Annotated in this window: 15 protein-coding genes and 5 tRNA genes; 10 read left to right on the top strand and 10 right to left on the bottom strand. The window is 71.7% G+C overall.

Features of this window, described 5'->3' with window-relative positions:
* Positions 1-163: 163 nt before the first annotated feature.
* The 9 genes from ACFYOU_RS32535 to ACFYOU_RS32495 all read right to left on the bottom strand — a co-directional run bounded on the left by ACFYOU_RS32535 (position 164) and on the right by ACFYOU_RS32495 (position 11,809).
* On the bottom strand, positions 164-691 hold the full coding sequence (locus tag ACFYOU_RS32535) for a DUF664 domain-containing protein (RefSeq protein WP_391310785.1): 528 nt from the start codon (positions 689-691) through the stop codon (positions 164-166).
* A 124-nt stretch (positions 692-815) separates the two neighbouring features.
* Positions 816-1,397 (bottom strand): ATP/GTP-binding protein, encoded by a 582-nt coding sequence (locus tag ACFYOU_RS32530; RefSeq protein ID WP_385491403.1) that lies wholly within the window; start codon positions 1,395-1,397, stop codon positions 816-818.
* On the bottom strand, positions 1,378-1,962 hold the full coding sequence (locus ACFYOU_RS32525) for a DUF742 domain-containing protein (RefSeq protein WP_389772220.1): 585 nt from the start codon (positions 1,960-1,962) through the stop codon (positions 1,378-1,380). The genes ACFYOU_RS32530 and ACFYOU_RS32525 overlap by 20 nt, the downstream gene beginning before the upstream one ends.
* Before the next feature lie 155 nt (positions 1,963-2,117).
* Positions 2,118-2,531, bottom strand: coding sequence for a roadblock/LC7 domain-containing protein (locus tag ACFYOU_RS32520; RefSeq protein ID WP_190151225.1), 414 nt, complete (start codon positions 2,529-2,531; stop codon positions 2,118-2,120).
* 10 nt (positions 2,532-2,541) lie between these two features.
* Positions 2,542-5,799 carry a nitrate- and nitrite sensing domain-containing protein gene (locus ACFYOU_RS32515; RefSeq protein WP_391310782.1) on the bottom strand — a complete coding sequence of 1,086 codons (3,258 nt, stop codon included), beginning with the start codon at positions 5,797-5,799 and terminating at the stop codon, positions 2,542-2,544.
* A 352-nt stretch (positions 5,800-6,151) separates the two neighbouring features.
* On the bottom strand, positions 6,152-6,733 hold the full coding sequence (locus tag ACFYOU_RS32510) for an ATP/GTP-binding protein (protein WP_385491411.1): 582 nt from the start codon (positions 6,731-6,733) through the stop codon (positions 6,152-6,154).
* The gene (locus tag ACFYOU_RS32505; protein ID WP_385491414.1) at positions 6,714-7,124 is read right to left on the bottom strand and encodes a DUF742 domain-containing protein; all 411 of its coding nucleotides are present in this window, start codon (positions 7,122-7,124) and stop codon (positions 6,714-6,716) included. The genes ACFYOU_RS32510 and ACFYOU_RS32505 overlap by 20 nt, the downstream gene beginning before the upstream one ends.
* A gap of 151 nt (positions 7,125-7,275) precedes the next feature.
* The gene (locus ACFYOU_RS32500; protein WP_385491416.1) at positions 7,276-7,689 is read right to left on the bottom strand and encodes a roadblock/LC7 domain-containing protein; all 414 of its coding nucleotides are present in this window, start codon (positions 7,687-7,689) and stop codon (positions 7,276-7,278) included.
* Between the two features lie 10 nt (positions 7,690-7,699).
* Positions 7,700-11,809: a nitrate- and nitrite sensing domain-containing protein gene (locus ACFYOU_RS32495; RefSeq protein WP_391310778.1), complete on the bottom strand. Its 4,110-nt coding sequence runs from the start codon at positions 11,807-11,809 to the stop codon at positions 7,700-7,702.
* A 609-nt stretch (positions 11,810-12,418) separates the two neighbouring features.
* On the opposite strand from ACFYOU_RS32495, the gene ACFYOU_RS32490 reads away from it, so the two are divergent.
* The 9 genes from ACFYOU_RS32490 (at position 12,419) to ACFYOU_RS32450 (ending at position 16,394) form a co-directional block, all read left to right on the top strand.
* On the top strand, positions 12,419-12,607 hold the full coding sequence (locus ACFYOU_RS32490) for a hypothetical protein (protein ID WP_385491422.1): 189 nt from the start codon (positions 12,419-12,421) through the stop codon (positions 12,605-12,607).
* Positions 12,608-12,773: 166 nt separating this feature from the next.
* Positions 12,774-13,571: a fumarylacetoacetate hydrolase family protein gene (locus tag ACFYOU_RS32485; RefSeq protein ID WP_389766675.1), complete on the top strand. Its 798-nt coding sequence runs from the start codon at positions 12,774-12,776 to the stop codon at positions 13,569-13,571.
* Complete coding sequence (gene gltX, locus ACFYOU_RS32480; protein WP_391310775.1) at positions 13,564-15,039, top strand: glutamate--tRNA ligase; 1,476 nt, start codon at positions 13,564-13,566, stop codon at positions 15,037-15,039. Before ACFYOU_RS32485 ends, gltX begins: the two co-directional genes overlap by 8 nt.
* Before the next feature lie 16 nt (positions 15,040-15,055).
* Complete coding sequence (locus ACFYOU_RS32475; RefSeq protein WP_391310773.1) at positions 15,056-15,781, top strand: HAD-IA family hydrolase; 726 nt, start codon at positions 15,056-15,058, stop codon at positions 15,779-15,781.
* An 89-nt stretch (positions 15,782-15,870) separates the two neighbouring features.
* Positions 15,871-15,942: transfer RNA gene (locus tag ACFYOU_RS32470), tRNA-Gln, on the top strand.
* A 21-nt stretch (positions 15,943-15,963) separates the two neighbouring features.
* Positions 15,964-16,036: transfer RNA gene (locus ACFYOU_RS32465), tRNA-Glu, on the top strand.
* Positions 16,037-16,124: 88 nt separating this feature from the next.
* Positions 16,125-16,197 (top strand) — tRNA-Glu (locus ACFYOU_RS32460).
* Positions 16,198-16,228: 31 nt separating this feature from the next.
* Positions 16,229-16,300, top strand: a tRNA-Gln gene (locus tag ACFYOU_RS32455).
* A 21-nt stretch (positions 16,301-16,321) separates the two neighbouring features.
* Positions 16,322-16,394, top strand: a tRNA-Glu gene (locus ACFYOU_RS32450).
* 80 nt (positions 16,395-16,474) lie between these two features.
* On the opposite strand, the gene ACFYOU_RS32445 is transcribed toward ACFYOU_RS32450, so the two are convergent.
* Positions 16,475-17,143 (bottom strand): MerR family transcriptional regulator, encoded by a 669-nt coding sequence (locus ACFYOU_RS32445; protein ID WP_391310771.1) that lies wholly within the window; start codon positions 17,141-17,143, stop codon positions 16,475-16,477.
* Between the two features lie 82 nt (positions 17,144-17,225).
* Between ACFYOU_RS32445 and ACFYOU_RS32440 the strand changes: the two genes are divergently transcribed.
* Entirely contained in the window at positions 17,226-17,711 is a 486-nt protein-coding gene (locus tag ACFYOU_RS32440) for a DUF4188 domain-containing protein (RefSeq protein WP_389766669.1), read from the top strand.
* Positions 17,712-17,740: the final 29 nt, after the last annotated feature.

Here is a 17,740-nt window from a genome sequence, read left to right as displayed (position 1 = left end):
CCGGGCCCCCGCCGGGGGGGGGGGGGGGGGCGCGCCCGGGGGGGGGCGCCGCCCCGCGGGGGGGGGGGGCCGGCCCCCCGGCCCCCCCCCCCCCCCGGGGGCCCCCCCCCCCCCCCGGGGGGGGGCCCGACGGCGTTCTGCCGGATGCCCTCGCCGGGCCGCCCTAGGCGCCCACGCGTCCGTCCAGGCGCTCGCGCAGCAGGTCCGCGTGCCCGTTGTGCCGGGCGTACTCCTCGATCAGGTGCACCAGGATCCAGCGCAGGGACACCTCCTTCCCACCGGCGACCTGGGCGTTCTCCGGTGACAGCACGCCCAGGTCGTCCAGCCCGGCGTCCGCGGTGAGCGACCGGCCCCCCTCGACCTCGGCCCGCCAGTCGGCGAGCGCCCGCTCCAGGGTCAGCCCCGGTACCAGGGCGAAGCCGTCGTCGCCCGACTCGGGGTGGACCCGCGGCACCTCACGGGCCGCGAACACCCGCTGGAACCAGGTGCGTTCCACCTCCGCCAGGTGCTGCACCAGGCCCAACAGGGTCATCCGGGAGGGCTCCACCGAGGCGGTACGGGCCTGGGCGTCGTCCAACCCCTCGCACTTGAGCACCAGGGTCGCCCGGTGCAGCTCCAACCAGCTCTCCAACATGGTGCGTTCATCGGCGCACGGCGGTGGTACGGGACGTCCGTCCGGGGTGGTGGTCATGTGTGCACGCCTGCCCCGGGACGTCCACCGCCTAACGGGTCCGCAACGAAGGGGAGCCGCACCGGATGCGTACCGGTGCGGCTCCTTCCGTCTCCTCCGCACCCCGCCCGGTACGGAGCGCCGATCAGCGCAGTCGGGCCATGAGGGCGTGTTCCACGAGGGTGATGAGCGCACTCTTGGCGTCGGCGCGGTGGCGGGCGTCGGTGGTGATGATGGGGGTGTCGGGGCCGATCTGGAGGGCCTCGCGCACTTCGTCCGGGGTGTAGGGCTGACTTCCGTCGAAGCCGTTGAGGGCGATGACGAAGGGGAGGCCGGAGTTCTCGAAGTAGTCGACGGCGGGGAAGCAGTCGGCGAGGCGGCGGGTGTCGACCAGCACGATGGCGCCGATGGCGCCGCGTACGAGGTCGTCCCACATGAACCAGAAGCGGTCCTGTCCGGGGGTGCCGAACAGGTAGAGGATGAGGTCCTGGTCGAGTGTGATGCGGCCGAAGTCCATGGCCACCGTGGTGGTGGTCTTGTCGCCGGTGTGTGTGAGGTCGTCGATCCCCGCGCTGGCGGACGTCATGACGGCCTCGGTACGCAGCGGGTTGATCTCCGAGACCGCGCCGACGAACGTGGTCTTGCCCACGCCGAAGCCGCCCGCCACCACGATCTTCGCGCTGGTGGTCGACCGGGCGGATCCGCCGCTAGAGCTTGCGAAGTCCACTGAGCACCCTTTCGAGCAATGTCACGTCTGGCTGCCCGCCGGCGCTGTCGTCGCCGCCGGGCTGATGAATGGCGACCAGTCCCGCCTCCGCCAAGTCGGCGACGAGGATCCTGGCCACACCGAGAGGGATCGTCAGCAACGCCGAGACCTCGGCGATCGACTTGATCTCCCGGCACAGATTGCAGATCCGCTGGTGCTCCGGCAATTGCCCTTGGAGCTGGTGCGGTTGTGCGGTGGTGTGCACCAGCGCCTCGATGGCGAGCTGGTACCGCGGCCTGGTCCGTCCGCCGGTCATGGCGTACGGACGCACGAGGGGGTTGCTCGCGGAACCCGCCGGCGCCGGGTCGGGTGCCCGGCGCTGGGGGTACACGGGGGGAACACGGGGTACGCGCGGCCGGTGCGACGTGTAGGGCGAGGGACCCTGGGGCCGCTGGGCCGGTTGGGGCAGGGGTTGCTGTGGTCGACTGCTCGGCGTGGAGGGGAAGTTGTACCGGTTCCGCGAGTCTTCGCCGTGCTCCTGGCCGTACGACCAGTGACCCGGGGAACCGCTTGGGGATGTTGCCACTTCTTCCTCCTCCTGCTGTGCCGGGCACCCAACCGTGGGGAGCCGCGTCCCGAAACCTTACGACTCCGGGACGTGCCTACGCATCGCCTGACCGTCGGTGAGGGGAATGCCGTCCGGGAAGTATCCCTCTTCCCGGAACCTCCCGTGGGCGCCGCTCAGTTGAGCAGGCTCCCCTGGAGCTCGGCGCGCAGGTCCGGAGTGAGTACCGACCCCGCGCGGTCGACCAGCAGGGCCATCTCGTACCCGATGAGGCCGATGTCGGCCTCGGGGTGGGCCAGGACGGCCAGCGAGGAGCCGTCCGAGATCGACATGAGGAAGAGGAAGCCGCGCTCCATCTCCACGACGGTCTGGTTCACGCTGCCGCCTTCGAAGATCCGCGAGGCTCCCGCGGTCAGCGAGGTCAGGCCGGACGCGACCGCGGCGAGCTGGTCGGCCCGGTCCCGCGGAAACCCTTCCGACATCGCCAGAAGGAGTCCGTCGGCGGAGACCACCACGGTGTGGGACACCCCGGGGGTGTTGTCCACGAAGTTGGTGATCAACCAGTTCAGGTTCTGTGCCGCCTGGCTCATCGGGCTCACACTAACGCTCCTGGTTGTAGGTGCTCCCAGAACCACTGTGGTCATCCCCAGTGGCCTGGCCGTTCTTCTCACTTCCCGCCTGACGCCCCCGTTGGACGCCCCGGCGCAGGTTGCTGAGCCTGCCCCTGACGTCCTCGGGCGCGCGGGAGACCTGCGGGCCGCCCTGCGGGGTCTGCTCCGCGGTGCCCTCGACCAGATTGGCCCTGGGCACCCGTCGCGGCAGCCCGGAAGCGGTGACCCCGTCGGCCTTGGGCCTGCGGAGCTGTTCGGCGCGCTGCCACCGGTCGTCGTTGGCCGAGCGCCAGTCACCGCCGTTCCCGCTCCCGTCGTCCCCCGGCCGCTCGTCCGACGTCGACCGCCGCGGTCCGTCGAGGTCCCGGCCGGCGTCCGACAGCCACTGCCGACCCGTTCCCGGGGCGCCGTCGTCGCTCGACGGGGAGCCACGACGGGGCAGACCGGCACCGGTCAGCGGATGACCAGCGACCGCGGTCGGTTCCGGACGATCGAAGCCTACGCGTTCCGCGGCACCCGCGTCAGCGGGCCGTACGGATTCCGGATACCCCGCAGGGTCCTGCTGGAGGCCCTCCGGGTAGCCGTGTCCGTGCTGCCACCCCGGCTGGTGGGGCCGCGCCTCGTAACCGCCGAAAGGTTCCGGCGCGATTCCGTCCGGATCTTGTCGGTCGGCTTCCGGATGGGACTGTTCCTGATAGCCGTCGGACGACCTGAAGAAGGGGTCCTCGTAGGAGGTTCCGGACACCTGTCCGTAGGCGTCGGAGTGCTGCTGCGGGTACCCGTTCACCGGTTGCGGCGGATAGCCGACCGGGGCGTCCTGGTAGGGCTGGTGCGGGTCGTAGGCGGTGGGCTGCGGAACACTCCCGTCGTGGCCCGGACCGCCCGGGTGGGCGCCGCTCTCGGGCCCGCCCTCCGGGGACACCGCGTGCTCCGGTGACCGCAGCGGCGCTTCCGCCGGGTCCGGCTCCCGGACCCCGTCGGCTGCCTGCGGGTACCGGCTGTCGTCGAATCCCAGCTCGGCGGCGGTCCGCAGGGGACCGGCGCCCCGGCCGGGCTGTCCGGAGATCATCTGCGCCAGCGGGGTGCTCCCGGCCCCCTCCACCGGCGGGACGTCACCCGACGGCTCGGCACCGGCCCCGTGCGTGATCGCGTCGGGCAGCATGACCAGGGAGGTCGTCCCGGCCTGCTCGCCCGAGGGACGCAACTGGACGCGGATGCCGTGCCGGTCGGCCAGCCGACCGACCACGAACAGCCCCATGCGCTGGGAGACCGCGGCGTCCACGGTCGGGGGATTGGCCAGCTTGTGGTTGATGTCCGCGAAGTCCTCGGTGGTCAGACCGATGCCCTTGTCATGGATCTCGATCATGATCCGGGCGTCGGGCAGCCGGGTCGCGGTCACCTTGACCCTGGTCTGCGGCGAGGAGAACGTCGTCGCGTTCTCCAACAGCTCGGACAGCAGGTGCACCAGGTCGGTGACCGCGCGACCGTGGATGTCCGCCTCGGGCACCCCGGACAGCTCGATGCGCTCGTACTGCTCCACCTCCGAGGAGGAGGCGCGCAGCACGTCGATCAACGGCACCGGCTGGTCCCAGCGGCTCCCGGGCTCCTCGCCCGCGAGGACGAGCAGGTTCTCGCCGTTGCGCCGCATGCGGGTGGCCAGGTGGTCCAGCCGGAACAGGCTCTCCAACTGGTCCGGATCGGCCTCGCTGTTCTCCAACTCCGTGATCAGCGTCAGCTGGCCCTCGATGAGGGACTGGTTGCGGCGCGAGAGGTTGGTGAAGATCGCGTTGATGTTGCCCCGCAACAGGGCCTGCTCGGAGGCGAGTCGCACGGCCTCGCGGTGCACCTGGTCGAAGGCGCGGGCCACCTCGCCGATCTCGTCCGTCGTGTGGATCGGGATGGGCTCCACCCGGGTGTCGACCCGGCCCGGCTCGGCCCGCGACAACTGGTCGACCAGCATCGGCAGCCGCTGCTCGGCGATGCCGAAGGCCGCGTTGCGCAACCGGCTCATGGAGTGGCTCATCTGCCGGGCCATGAGCCCGGCCAGGAGGAACGCGGTGAGCAGGGCGACCACGACCGCCGCACTGGTGAGGAAGGTGTCCTGGCGGGCGCCGTCCGCGATCCCGGCGGCCTCGTTCACCGCCTTGTCGGCCAGTTCGGCCTCGATGGTGCGGTACCCGTCGAACTTGAGGGTGTTCACCGCCCACCAGCTGTCGGCGGTGACGCCGTCCTCGGTGAGCGCCGCGCGGGCCCCGCGCCCGGTGCCGGTCAGCGCGGCCATCTTGGCCACCATCTCGGTGGTCGACGGCGGGGGCACGTACTCCTTGCCGCGCGCGTCGGCCCCGTCCTCGGCCTTCTCGACCAGGGCCTTGGTGTCCGACTTGACCTTCTCGGTGACCTGCTCCAGCCGCGCCATGTCCTCGGGGGTGCCGCCGCCGGCGTACTCGTCCAGGGCGATGCCCTCCAAGTACGCGTAGCTGCTGACGGCCAGCTTCTGACGGTCCAGGCTGGTGGCGTCGGGGCCGGGCGCGACCAGCAGGTGCATGCCGACGGAACGTTGCAGCGACACCGCGGCCTTGCCCAGCGAGATGGCGTACACGGTCCGCCCGTAGCTGGTGATGTTGCCGGTGCCGAGCCCGAGCTCGTTGGCGAACTCCATCAGGGGGTGCTGGACCTCGACGTAGCCCTCCTCGGTCCGCACCCCCGACAGCTTCCCGGTGTACGCGGCGGAACGCAGCTCGGTGAGGTCGCCCTCCACCGTGCGGAACGCCGCCAAGCGCCGCTTGAGGCCCGCGTCGTCCGGCATGTTGCGGGCGGCGACGTCGAACTCCGCGGCCGCGGTGTCGGTCGCCCCGCGGGACTGGGCGATCACCGGGTCGTCGGTGCGGCCCCGGAGCAGGGGGGCGGCCGTGACGTCACGCTCGTCGATGAGTCGGTTGGCGTAGGTGAGGGAGGCCCGGACGAGCCGGGCGGTGGCCTCGGCGTCCTCGGCCTCGTGCCAGGTGTCGACGGACCCCTTGACCTGGAAGCCGCCCATGACGAGGCCCACCAGGACGGGCAGCAGCAGGATGGCGTTCAGCCGGGCCGGCACGCGCCAGTTGCGGGGCGAGAGCCGGCCGCCGGAGCGGCCCGCCGGGGCGGGGCCGGGTCCAGGTGCGGCGGATATGTTCGAGGGCGCCGCCGCGCGGGGCGGCGGGGTGAAGTTGCCCCGCGCCGACGGCTCGGGAGTGCTCTTGCCTCGCCTCACTCGACCAACAACCTCTCGGCGTCGGCACCAATCCTTGTGCCGCATCGTCTCCGGGCTGCCCGTGGCTACTGGGCAGTTCAGCGCATTCCAGCACGTCAGGCTGTGCGATTCCAAACAGTCGGATGCGAGGGTTCCGGCTCCGCGGGACCCCAGATAAAACGGTCATAAAGAGCGAGCCCCGCCAAAAGGCGGGGCTCTGGTGGCGCTGCGGCACCGTGCGACTCCGACACGTGGCCACTGCGGCGCAATTCTCTTTCGAAACGTTATGAACACGGTCACCCACCGTCGCGGACCGCACGGCGGGTTCTCGTTTGCCTACGGCAACTTCCGTAGGCGGGAGATGACTTGCTGCCTACCGCAGTCGGGCCATGAGGGCGTGTTCCACGAGGGTGATGAGCGCACTCTTGGCGTCGGCGCGGTGGCGGGCGTCGGTGGTGATGATGGGGGCGTCGGGGCCGATCTGGAGGGCCTCGCGCACTTCGTCCGGGGTGTACGGCTGGTGTCCGTCGAAGCCGTTGAGGGCGATGACGAAGGGGAGGCCGGAGTTCTCGAAGTAGTCGACGGCGGGGAAGCAGTCGGCGAGGCGGCGGGTGTCGACCAGGACGACGGCGCCGATGGCGCCGCGTACGAGGTCGTCCCACATGAACCAGAAGCGGTCCTGTCCGGGGGTGCCGAACAGGTAGAGGATGAGGTCCTGGTCGAGTGTGATGCGGCCGAAGTCCATGGCCACCGTGGTGGTGGTCTTGTCGCCGGTGTGTGTGAGGTCGTCGATCCCCGCGCTGGCGGACGTCATGACGGCCTCGGTACGCAGCGGGTTGATCTCCGAGACCGCGCCGACGAACGTGGTCTTGCCCACGCCGAAGCCGCCCGCCACCACGATCTTCGCGCTGGTGGTCGAGCGCGCCGCCCCCGAGTCAGAGCTTGCGAAGTCCACTGAGCACCCTTTCGAGCAGTGTCACGTCCGGCTGACCACCGGCGTTCTCGTCGCCGCCGGGCTGGTGAATGGCCACCAGTCCCGCTTCCGCCAGGTCGGCCACGAGGATCCGGGCCACCCCGAGGGGCATCGACAGCAACGCCGAGACCTCGGCGACCGACTTGACCTCACGGCACAGGTGGCAGATCCGCTGGTGCTCGGGGAGCAGCCCCATCAGCGCGGCGGGGTCGGCGGTGGTGCTCACCAGGGCTTCGATGGCGAGCTGGTACCGCGGCCTGGTCCGACCGCCGGTCATCGCGTACGGACGCACCAGCGGCTGGTCGCCCTCCTGCGTGTACGGCGCGTGGTGTGAGGCTCCGTACTGATCGTGAGAGGCGGGTGGCGGGGTCATGAATCCTCCGGGCGGGACAGCAGGGAGTCTGCGTGCCGTCTGACAGAGCCGGTGGGGGGATCGAATGGCGGCCGGACGGTGAGTGGGGCGGTTCGATCGGCTGGGCAGTGGGTCGGACGGGACGGACGGGGCGGGAGACGGGAAGGCGGGTTCAGTGGAGGAGGCTCCCCTGGAGTTCTGCGCGCAGGTCCGGAGTGAGCACCGATCCCGCGCGGTCCACGAGCAGGGCCATCTCGTACCCGACGAGACCGATGTCGCACTCGGGGTGGGCCAGGACGGCCAGCGAGGAGCCGTCCGAGACCGACATGAGGAAGAGGAAGCCGCGCTCCATCTCCACCACGGTCTGGGTCACGGTACCGCCCTCGAAGATCCGCGAGGCTCCCGCGGTCAGCGAGGTCAGGCCGGACGCGACCGCGGCGAGCTGGTCGGCCCGGTCCCGCGGAAACCCTTCCGACATCGCCAGAAGGAGTCCGTCGGCGGAGACCACCACGGTGTGGGACACCCCGGGGGTGTTGTCCACGAAGTTGGTGATCAACCAGTTCAGGTTCTGTGCCGCCTGGCTCATCGGGCTCAACTTAGTGCTCCTGCTGGTGAGTGGGGCGGGGATAGCTGCCGGTCGACGGACCGTTGCCGGCCTGTCGTCCCTGCTGGATGCCCCTTCGGAGATTGGTCAGCCGTCCGCGCACGTCATCGGGCGCGCGCGAGACCTGCGGACCGGTCTGGTTCTGCTGTTGCTGGGCCGTGCCCGCAACGAGGTTCGCACGGGGCACCCGCCGGGGCAGCCCCGAGGTGGTGACGCCGCCCGCGGTGGGCTGGCGCACCCGCTCGGCCTGCCGGACGAGTTCGTCGTTGGGCGAGGTCCGCCAGGAGCCGGTGCCGGCCGCGGGACCCGCCGCGGGGGCGACCTGCGCACCGGGGTGCTCCTCGGCACGGGCCGGCAGCGACGGGCGCTCCGGGAGCCCGGGGCCCTCGGCGCGGGCGGCGTCGTCCACCGGCTGCTCGGCGGCCCGCTGGCCGCGGAACCAGTCCGTCTCCAACGTGTCGTACAGCGGGGTGCGGCCGTCGCCCGGGCCCGCGGGGGGCAACCCGGCGCCGGGCACCTGGGGGGCCTCCTGCCCGTACTGCGGCACCGGCCGCTCGTACGAGCCGGTGTCGTGGGCGGGGCGCTCGAACTGGCCGGTCCGGCCCGGGTCCTGGGCCGGCAGCTCGTACTGACCGGTGCCGCTGCTGTCCAGGACGGGGCGCTCGTACGAGCCGGTGTCCTGGACGGGCTGCGCGTACGGGCCCGGCTCGTGGGCGGGCCGTTCGAACTGGCCGGTGTCGTGGGCGGGCGGTTCGAACCGGCCGGTGTCCTGGGCCGGCTGCTCGTACGGGCCGGCCTCCTGAGCGGGGCGTTCGAACTGGCCGGTGTCCGCCGGGCCCCGGCCGTAACCGGGCACGCTCGGCGTGCGGTCCTCGTAGGCGGTCGGCTGGACCACCGGGAACTGACCGGTGTCGGCCGGCCCCTGCGGAGCCGGAGCGGCCGGGGCCGCCGGGGTCCCGAAGACGTCCGAGCGGACGAACTGACCGTCCTGCCCGCCGCCGGGCTGCTGGTGGCCGGGGTCCGGGCGCGGTGCGCCGAAGTCCTGCGAGGACACCCGGGCGTCGCCGTCGGGCCGGTTGAACTCCGGGGCGGGGCCGCCACGGCGCTCGTCCACCGGGGGGAAGGCCGAGGTGTCAACGGGCGAGGCGCCCGGGTACGCGTCGAACTGGGGGAACTGCGAGGTCGCGCCGGGCTCCTCGTGGCCCCGCGGGGCCTCGCCGTTCGCCCGGGGGGCGGCGGGGCGTGCGCCCTCGTCGTCCCAGCCGGGAGTCGGCTGCGGAACGCCGGTGCCCGGCAGTTCGGCCCGCGGGCCGCCGCGGGCCGGGAGCTGCGGACGGTGGCCGTCCTGCGCCGGGCCGCGCTCGGGCCGGCCGTCGCCCTGCGTCGGACGGGCACCGGTGCGGTTGCCGAACCCGTCGAACGTGGGGGCACCGCCGGGGCGGCCGGAGCCGCCACCGCCGGGGCGGCCGTCCGGTCGCGGACCGCCGGGCGCACCCGGTCCGGGCTGTCCGGGCTGTCCCTGGGGACGAGCGCCGGGGCGACCCGGCAGGCCCGTCCCGGTGGACTGGAGTCCGTGCGGACCCGCGCCCTGACCGCCCGGGGCGCCCTGGCCGAAGGGGCCGGCACCCGTGGGCGCCGGACGTCCCTGCGGAGCGCCGGGAGGCATGGCACCGCCCGGTCCACCGGGACCCTGCGGAGCTCCGTCCCGGCCCGGCAGCGCTGCGCGCGGACCGCCCTGGGGAGCACTCACCCCGGGCCGTCCGGCAGCGGGACCCTGACCGCCCCGGCGGGCGGCGGAGGCACCGGCCGACGCCTGGGCGGCGGCGGGACCGCCGGACGGGACGCCGGGAGCACCCGAGGGGCCGGGGCCGCCGGGCATGCCCGGCTTGCCGACCGGTCCCCGCTTGCCGCCCTGGGCGACGTCGACGGGGAGCATGACCAGGGCGGTGGTGCCGCCGGAGTCCGAGGGGCGCAACTGGATGCGGATGCCGTGCCGCTGGGACAGCCGGCCGACCACGAACAGGCCCATGCGGCGGGAGACCGAGACGTCCACGGTGGGCGGCGAGGCGAGGCGTTCGTTGATCGCCGCCAGGTCCTCGGGGGAGAGGCCGATGCCGGTGTCGTGGATCTCGATGAGCACCCGGCCGTCGGGCAGGGCGTGCCCGGTGACCTTGACCTTGGTCTGCGGCGAGGAGAACGAGGTGGCGTTCTCCAGCAGCTCGGCGAGGAGGTGCACGAGGTCGTTGACGACCCGGCCGGCGACCTCGGTGCCCGGCACCGACGACAGCTCGATGCGCTCGTACTGCTCCACCTCGGAGGCGGCGGCGCGCAACACGTCGACCAGCGGCACCGGACGGGTCCAGCGGCGGCCGGGCTCCTCACCCGCGAGGACGAGCAGGTTCTCACCGTTACGGCGCATGCGGGTCGCGAGGTGGTCGAGCTTGAACAGCGACGAGAGCTGGTCGGGGTCGGCCTCGCGGGACTCCAGCTCGGAGATCAGCGAGAGCTGGCGCTGGATGAGGCCCTGGGAACGGCGCGAGAGGTTGGTGAACATCGCGTTGACGTTGCCCCGCAGCAGGGCCTGCTCGGCGGCCAGCCGGACCGCTTCGCGGTGCACGTCGTCGAAGGCCGCGGCCACCTGGCCGATCTCGTCCCGGGAGTGCACGCCGACCGACTCGACGGAGGTGTCGACGTCCTGCGGGTCAGTCTCGGACAGCTGCTTGACCAGCTCGGGGAGCCGGTCCTGGGCGACCCTGGTCGCCGTGTCCTGGAGCCGTCGCAGCGAGCGGATCATGGAGCGGGCCACCACGAACGCGCCGACGAGGGAGACGCCGAGGACGATCAGGATCAGCGCACCGCTGATGATCGCTCCGCGCTCCGACTCCTTGCGCAGCTCGCGGGCCTTCTGCTCCATCTCACCGAGCAGCGTCCGCTCGATGTTCTTCATCGCTTCGATCTTGGTGGTGCTGGAGTCCAGCCAGTCCTTGTACGACCGCTTGGAGGCGGCCTGGAGCCCGCCTTCGGTCGCCAGGACGCGGCGGGTGTACTCCGCGGCCTCCTTGATCGTCGCCTGGCCCTTGTCGATGGGCTTCAGCAGCTCGCCGTCGTCACCTTCGTAGATCTGCTGGAAGGTGGTGAGCTCGGAGTCTTCCTTGTCGGCGACGCTCTTGGCGTAGCGCCGGTCCAGCTCGGTGAGCCGGCCGCGGTCCGTCTTGTTCGGGGGCAGGGCCGCGGCGATGACCGCGCGCTGGACGGACGCGTACTCCTTGGCGGACGAGAAAGCCGCGAGGGCACGGGTCCGCTGGACCATCTCCGGGTTGCTGGTGGCCTGCGCCATGTCCTGCGACAGGGAGAGCAGTTCCTCGATCAGCGAGCTGTACTGGTCGACGGTCTGCGAGTACGAGTTGCGGTCCTTGTACGCGTTCTCGCGGGTGTCCTTCAGGTCGCTCAGCTGGCTGGAGATCGTCAGGACGCTGGAGTGCACGCCTTCGAGGCCCTCGCGGTCCCGGGCCTCGTCGACGGCCTTGGTGCCCTGGAGGAAGGTGTCGCGGGCGCGGTCCGTGCGCTCGCGGGGGCCCTTGACCTCGAAGTCGGTCGGCTTGCCGCCGTGCGCCAGCGGACCGGCGGAGTTGTCCCGCTCGTCCTGGAGCGCGGCGGCCAGCTCGGTCGCCTGCTTGGTCATGTCGGTGAGCAGCTTCATGTTGTCGAGCTGCTGGATGTCGTCCATCGACTGGTTGATGCGCAGGGCGCCCAGCGAGGTCGCGGCGACCACGGGGAGGGCGAGCAGCGAGACCAGACGGGTCGAGATCCGCCAGTTGCGGAGCGCTATTCGCGATCCGGGGCCGGTCGGGGCCTTGGCCTTCGGCTTCGGGGCGGCGGGCGGCGTGCCGCCGGGGCCCTGGGGCCCCTCCTGCTGGCCGCCCGGTCCCGTCGGTCCCGGGTGTCCGCCGGGCGCGGCCGGACGGGCGGCGCCGTCGCCGCTGCTGACCACGGATACGGGTCCCGGGTTCTGGGCGTGCTGGGGCGAGGAGCCACGGTCGGTCCCGCCGCGCGGCTCCGGCTCCGCCGGACCGCTGCCATCCCTCTTGAAACGTCCCTGCACTAGCGTCGCAACCTCTGGACCAGGCGTCCCCCCACGCGGTGGCGGGACGGTGTCGGCGTCAATCAGGGGCGCCGCGCGCTGCCGCACCCCTGTGGTGGTCGTGAGTGACCGGCGCTGTTCTTCGTTCCGCCGCTCACTCGGCGCTTCGTTGCGCCCCCTGTGCGCCGGTCTGGTTCCTGCGGCGGTCCGTGGAATTCCAGCACAGTGCAGGATCTCCAACAAGAGCAGAGGGTGAGGCCGTGGTCTCGGTGACACGGTGTGCGTCGCCCGTGACAGGACGTAGAAGCCCATCCGGGGCATAACGGGCATACTGCGGTGACGCGCCAGCATTGCCCGGGTGTCCCAGTCGCCATGATCGGGAGCGGAATGAACGCTTCAGGTGATAAATGTCCGATTCATGGGTGCGAGGCCCCCCTGTGAAATGCCGGAAATGTCCAGCAACTCGTGAGCAAACTCACACCCCTGCCTCGGCGTTATCGGGCCCCCGTCGGGGAATTGCGCGTTTAGCCTGACGCTTTACAACGATTGCACAAATGACAACCCGCGCGCCGGGAGCGCCCCGTGGCGGTGAATCGGCGCCCCGAGTCCAGGACAGGGTCCGCACCCCAAATGAAGACCACGATGCCGTCGCGCACCACCGCCAACCCCCGCCGTACGACGCTGGCCCACCTCGAAGACGCCAGCGGTCTCGGCCCGGCCGAGGTCCCCACGCACTCCCTCGACCTGCCGACGCAGACGGCCAACCCGCGCCGCACGATCCTCACCGAGGTCCCCGAGCCCGCCGCCCCGACCGCCTGAGCCCGGCCCGCCCCCCGTCGAGGGGGGCGCACCGCCCCGCGGGCCACCGGCCCTTCCCCGTGCCGGGTCGATCACCCGGCAGCGAGTGGCCGCCGAGCTCCGCGGGGAAGCCGCGTTAGCCTGGACCCCCGATCTCCAGCCAGCAACAAGAGGGGCGCAAGGCACCGTGCGCATCGCCAGGTTCTCCATCGACGGCCATGTGGCCTTCGGCGCCGTCGAGGGTGACGGCCCGCCCGGCTCCACCGACGGCCTCGTCGTGAACATCATCAAGGGCATCCCGTTCGCGGACTTCGAACTGTCGGGCACCCGCGTCCCCCTGGACCAGGTGCGCCTGTTGCCCCCGGTGCTCCCGAGCAAGGTCATCGGCATCGGCCGCAACTACGCCGACCACGCCGCGGAACTCGGCAACGAGGTCCCGAGCACCCCGGTCTCCTTCCTCAAGCCGAGCACCTCCGTCGTCGGCCACCGCGACCCCGTCGCCTACCCGTCCTTCTCCCGGGACGTCCACTACGAGGCCGAGCTGGCCGTGGTGATCGGCCGACTGTGCCGGGACGTCCCCCGGGAGCGGGTCAAGGACGTGATCCTCGGCTACACCTGCGCCAACGACATCACCGCCCGTGACGTCCAGCGCAGCGACGGGCAGTGGACCCGGGCCAAGGGCTTCGACGGCGCGTGCCCCCTGGGCCCCTGGGTCGAGACCGGGATCGACCTGGCGACCGCCGGCGACCTCACCGTGCAGTGCACGGTCAACGGCCAGCAACGCCAGCTCGGCAACACCAAGGACATGGTCAGGTCCATCGAGGACCTGGTCGTGCACCTCACCGAGGCGATGACCCTGCTCCCGGGGGACGTCATCCTCACGGGCACCCCGGCCGGGGTCGGCCCCCTCAACGTCGGCGACGAGGTCGCCGTCACCATCGAAGGCATCGGCACTCTCACCAACAAGGTGATCCAGCGTGGTTAACGGCCCCGTCCGTGTACGTTTCTGTCCCTCGCCGACCGGCAACCCCCATGTGGGCCTGGTCCGCACCGCCCTGTTCAACTGGGCCTTCGCCCGGCACCACCAGGGCACCCTGGTCCTGCGCATCGAGGACACCGACGCGGCCCGCGACTCGGAGGAGTCGTACGAGCAGCTCCTCGACTCCCTGCGCTGGCTCGGGCTGGACTGGGACGAGGGCCCCGAGGTCGGCGGCCCGCACGCCCCGTACCGGCAGTCGCAGCGCATGGACGTCTACGCGGACGTGGCGGCGAAGCTGCGCGAGGCCGGCCACGCGTACCCCTGCTACTGCACCACCGAGGAGCTGGACGCCCGCCGGGAGGCCGCCCGCGCCGCCGGGAAGCCCTCCGGCTACGACGGCCACTGCCGTGACCTCACCGAGGACCAGCGGACCGCGTACGAGGCCGAGGGCCGCACCGCGATCATCCGCTTCCGGATGCCGGACGAGCCGATCACCTTCACCGACCTGGTCCGCGGCGAACTGACCTTCACCCCGGAGAACGTTCCGGACTACGGCATCGTCCGCGCCAACGGCGCCCCCCTGTACACGCTCGTCAACCCCGTCGACGACGCCCTCATGGGGATCACGCACGTGCTGCGCGGCGAGGACCTGCTCTCCTCCACCCCCCGCCAGATCGCCCTGTACCGCGCCCTCATCGGCCTGGGCCTGGCCGAGGCGATCCCCGACTTCGGCCACCTGCCGTACGTCATGGGCGAGGGCAACAAGAAGCTCTCCAAGCGCGATCCGCAGTCCTCGCTGAACCTCTACCGCGAGCGCGGCTTCCTCCCCGAGGGCCTGCTCAACTACCTCTCCCTGCTCGGCTGGTTCTTCTCGGCCGACCAGGACGTGTTCTCGCTGGCCGAGATGGTCGCCGCGTTCGAGATCTCCGACGTCAACGCCAACCCGGCCCGGTTCGACCTCAAGAAGGCCGAATCGATCAACGCCGACCACATCCGGCTGCTCGACGCGAAGACCTTCGCCGAGCGCTGCGAGCCCTGGCTGCGGGCCCCGCACGCGCCCTGGGCGCCGGAGGACTTCGACCGGGCCGTGTGGGAGGCCATCGCCCCCTACGCCCAGACCCGGCTGACCGTCCTGTCGGACATCACCGCCAACGTCGACTTCCTCTTCCTCAAGGAGCCCGTCCAGGACGAGGCGTCCTGGCAGAAGGCGATGAAGGAGGGCTCCGACGCCCTGCTGCGCACGGCCCGGGCCAAGCTCGCCGACGCCGACTGGACCAGCCCCGAGGCGCTCAAGGAAGCCGTCCTAGCGGCCGGCGAGGAGCACGGTCTGAAGCTCGGCAAGGCCCAGGCCCCGGTCCGGGTCGCCGTCACCGGCCGCACCGTGGGCCTGCCCCTGTTCGAGTCGCTGGAGGTGCTCGGCAAGGACCGCGCCCTGGCCCGCATCGACGCCGCACTGTCGAAGCTCGGAGGCTGACCGGTAGCGTGCGGGCATGAGCATTCGCGCCGTGGTGTGGGACGTCGACGACACGCTCTTCGACTACACCACGGCCGATCGCGTCGGCATGGAACAGCACCTGCGCGCCGAGGGCCTGCTGGAGCGGTACGGAACCGCCGAGCGGGCCCTCGCGCTGTGGCGGGAGGTCACCGACGTCCAGTGGGAGCGCTTCGCGGCGGGCGGGCTCACCTTCGAGGGGCAGCGCCGCGAACGGGTCCGGGTCTTCCTCGACGCCCCGCTCGACGACGACGCGGCCGACGCCTGGTTCCACCGCTACGTGGCCTACTACGAGGACGCCTGGAGCCTCTTCCCGGACGTGCTGCCCGTCCTCGACGCCCTCGCGGACAGCCACCGGCACGCGGTGCTGTCGAACTCCAGCCTCCGCAACCAGGACCGCAAGCTGCGCCTCCTCGGGGTCCGCGACCGCTTCGAGTCGGTGCTGTGCGCGGCCGACCTCGGGGTCTCCAAACCCGCCGCCGGGGCGTTCCACGCCGCCTGTGACGCTCTGCGCCTGCCCGTGCACGAAGTGGCGTACGTGGGGGACCAGCCCGAGATCGACGCGGTGGGCGCGGCTGCGGCGGGCCTCTTCGCCGTGTGGCTCGACCGCGGGGTGTGGACGCGAGAGGTGCCCGACGGGCTGTGTCGGATCTCGTCGCTCACCGAACTCCCCCCACTGCTGCACGGGGATACCCGTTTTGGAGCGCCGTCCACCTTCGGGTAATGTTCTTCCTGCGCCGCCCGAGCGGGCCGATCAGGTCCGGTGGGAAGCGCACTACCGAACAAGGTCCCCGGCAGGGGATTGCGTCACGGTGGCCTATGGTGTAATTGGCAGCACGACTGATTCTGGTTCAGTTAGTCTAGGTTCGAGTCCTGGTAGGCCAGCTCGCAGAGCTCATCTGCAACGCCCCCGTTGTGTAGCGGCCTAGCACGCTGCCCTCTCAAGGCAGTAGCGCCGGTTCGAATCCGGTCGGGGGTACTGATCCATCCCGCATGATCATCGGGTAGCTCCCGATCGATCCGGCGGTGACATCACCCGGCCCACACGGGCCGGGTGGGATCGCCAGGCCCCCGTTGTGTAGCGGCCTAGCACGCCGCCCTCTCAAGGCGGTAGCGCCGGTTCGAATCCGGTCGGGGGTACGCGTCCGATCCATGTGATCGTGACCGACTGTGGCCTATGGTGTAATTGGCAGCACGACTGATTCTGGTTCAGTTAGTTTAGGTTCGAGTCCTGGTAGGCCAGCTCGCAGAGCTCATCTGCAAGGCCCCCGTTGTGTAGCGGCCTAGCACGCCGCCCTCTCAAGGCGGTAGCGCCGGTTCGAATCCGGTCGGGGGTACAGGTACGGCAAGAGGGTTCCACCCGGTGGGTGGGACCCTCTTCCCGTGTGCCCGCCCCCGACGGGCACACGGCAGGGGCTCAGCCCTCCGTCGCGCCCGGCGCCCCGGTGAAGCGCCGGTGGGACTCCATCACGTCGGCGAGCCGCCGCAGGCCCAGCAGCACCGGCTCGTAGAGCACCGTCAGGGCCACCGCGGCCTCCATCTGTTCCTCGGGCGACCCGTAGCGCTCCACGTGGTCCAGGTCGGTCACCGCCAATTGCCGCGCCAGCCGTGCGTACGGCGCCAGGTGCTCGACGTCCCAGGGGTACCCGAAGCCGGCCAGCCGGGTCAGCGCCGCCACCAGCATCCGGTACGCGGGCAGCTCCGTCCCCTCCTCGTGGACCGGGGACCAGCCCATGCCCGCCAACAGTTCGTCGGCCACCCGGCGGGCCGCCTCCTCGGTGGCGGGGTCCGTCGCGGGCGGTTCGCCCGCGCCGTGCGGCAGGGCGCTCACCGCCACGCCCAGCCGGGTGTGGTGGTCCAGCGACTCGTCGTCCACGGTCCTCAGCACCTCGCGCACGGTCGCCACCGGCATCCGGCCCACCTGGACCATCGCCCGGACCAGCCGCAACTTGCGCAGGTGCCCCTCGTCGTACGAGGACTGCGTCGCATTGACCCGCCGGCCGGGCGGCAGCAGCCCCTCGCGCAGGTAGTACTTGATCGTCGCGGTCGACACCCCGCTGCGTGCGCTCAGCTCCGCCAGCCTCATTCCGCTTGCGCCTTCCGTTGGTGAGTGGCACTATCCAAGTGTAGATAGTGAAACTATCCAACCATCGTGCGGGGGTCGCGTCATGGGTGTCGAACTGATCAAGGGGCGGGTCACGGCCGACGTCGAGGGGGAGGTCGTCGTCTTCCTCATCGGGATGCGCATCAACGACTTCCGGGCGGTGCGCAGTTGGCTGCCCGCGGTGCGGGCGATGCCCGCCATGCTCAAGGAGCTGTCCGCGGACCCGGACTCCGGGCTGCTCGGCTTCCGGGCCCTGCTCGGCGGGCCGCGCGTCCTGTACACGGTGCAGTACTGGGAGTCGAAGGAGAAGCTGCTCGCCTACGCGAGCCGACCGGACGCCCTGCACCGGCCCGCCTGGGCCGCGTTCAACCGTCGGGTCCGGGACGGCAAGGGGAGCGTGGGGGTCTGGCACGAGACGTACGTGGCTCCGGCCGGCTCCCACGAGAGCATCTACGTGGACATGCCCGAGTTCGGTCTCGGAGCGGTCCGCGGGACGGTCCCGGTGGGTCGGCGGGGGGAACGGGCCGCGGAGCGGCTCGCTGCCGGCTGACCACCGGCGCGTCCGTCCCGGCTGACCAC

This window comes from Streptomyces sp. NPDC005955 (genome assembly GCF_042871255.1).
Lineage (GTDB): Bacteria > Actinomycetota > Actinomycetes > Streptomycetales > Streptomycetaceae > Streptomyces.
The sequence above is the reverse complement of the archived record's forward strand: the minus strand, read 5'-3'. Positions and strand labels throughout refer to the sequence as shown.

What these genes read in the sequence shown, in the direction of transcription:
- ACFYOU_RS32475 (WP_391310773.1), top strand. Translation starts at nt 15,056, where the DNA reads ATGAGCATTCGCGCCGTGGTGTGGGACGTCGACGACACGCTCTTCGAC.
- ACFYOU_RS32440 (WP_389766669.1), top strand. Translation starts at nt 17,226, where the DNA reads ATGGGTGTCGAACTGATCAAGGGGCGGGTCACGGCCGACGTCGAGGGG.
- ACFYOU_RS32490 (WP_385491422.1), top strand. Translation starts at nt 12,419, where the DNA reads ATGAAGACCACGATGCCGTCGCGCACCACCGCCAACCCCCGCCGTACG.
- ACFYOU_RS32520 (WP_190151225.1), bottom strand. Translation starts at nt 2,531, where the DNA reads ATGAGCCAGGCGGCACAGAACCTGAACTGGTTGATCACCAACTTCGTG.
- ACFYOU_RS32535 (WP_391310785.1), bottom strand. Translation starts at nt 691, where the DNA reads ATGACCACCACCCCGGACGGACGTCCCGTACCACCGCCGTGCGCCGAT.
- ACFYOU_RS32500 (WP_385491416.1), bottom strand. Translation starts at nt 7,689, where the DNA reads ATGAGCCAGGCGGCACAGAACCTGAACTGGTTGATCACCAACTTCGTG.
- ACFYOU_RS32505 (WP_385491414.1), bottom strand. Translation starts at nt 7,124, where the DNA reads ATGACCCCGCCACCCGCCTCTCACGATCAGTACGGAGCCTCACACCAC.
- ACFYOU_RS32445 (WP_391310771.1), bottom strand. Translation starts at nt 17,143, where the DNA reads ATGAGGCTGGCGGAGCTGAGCGCACGCAGCGGGGTGTCGACCGCGACG.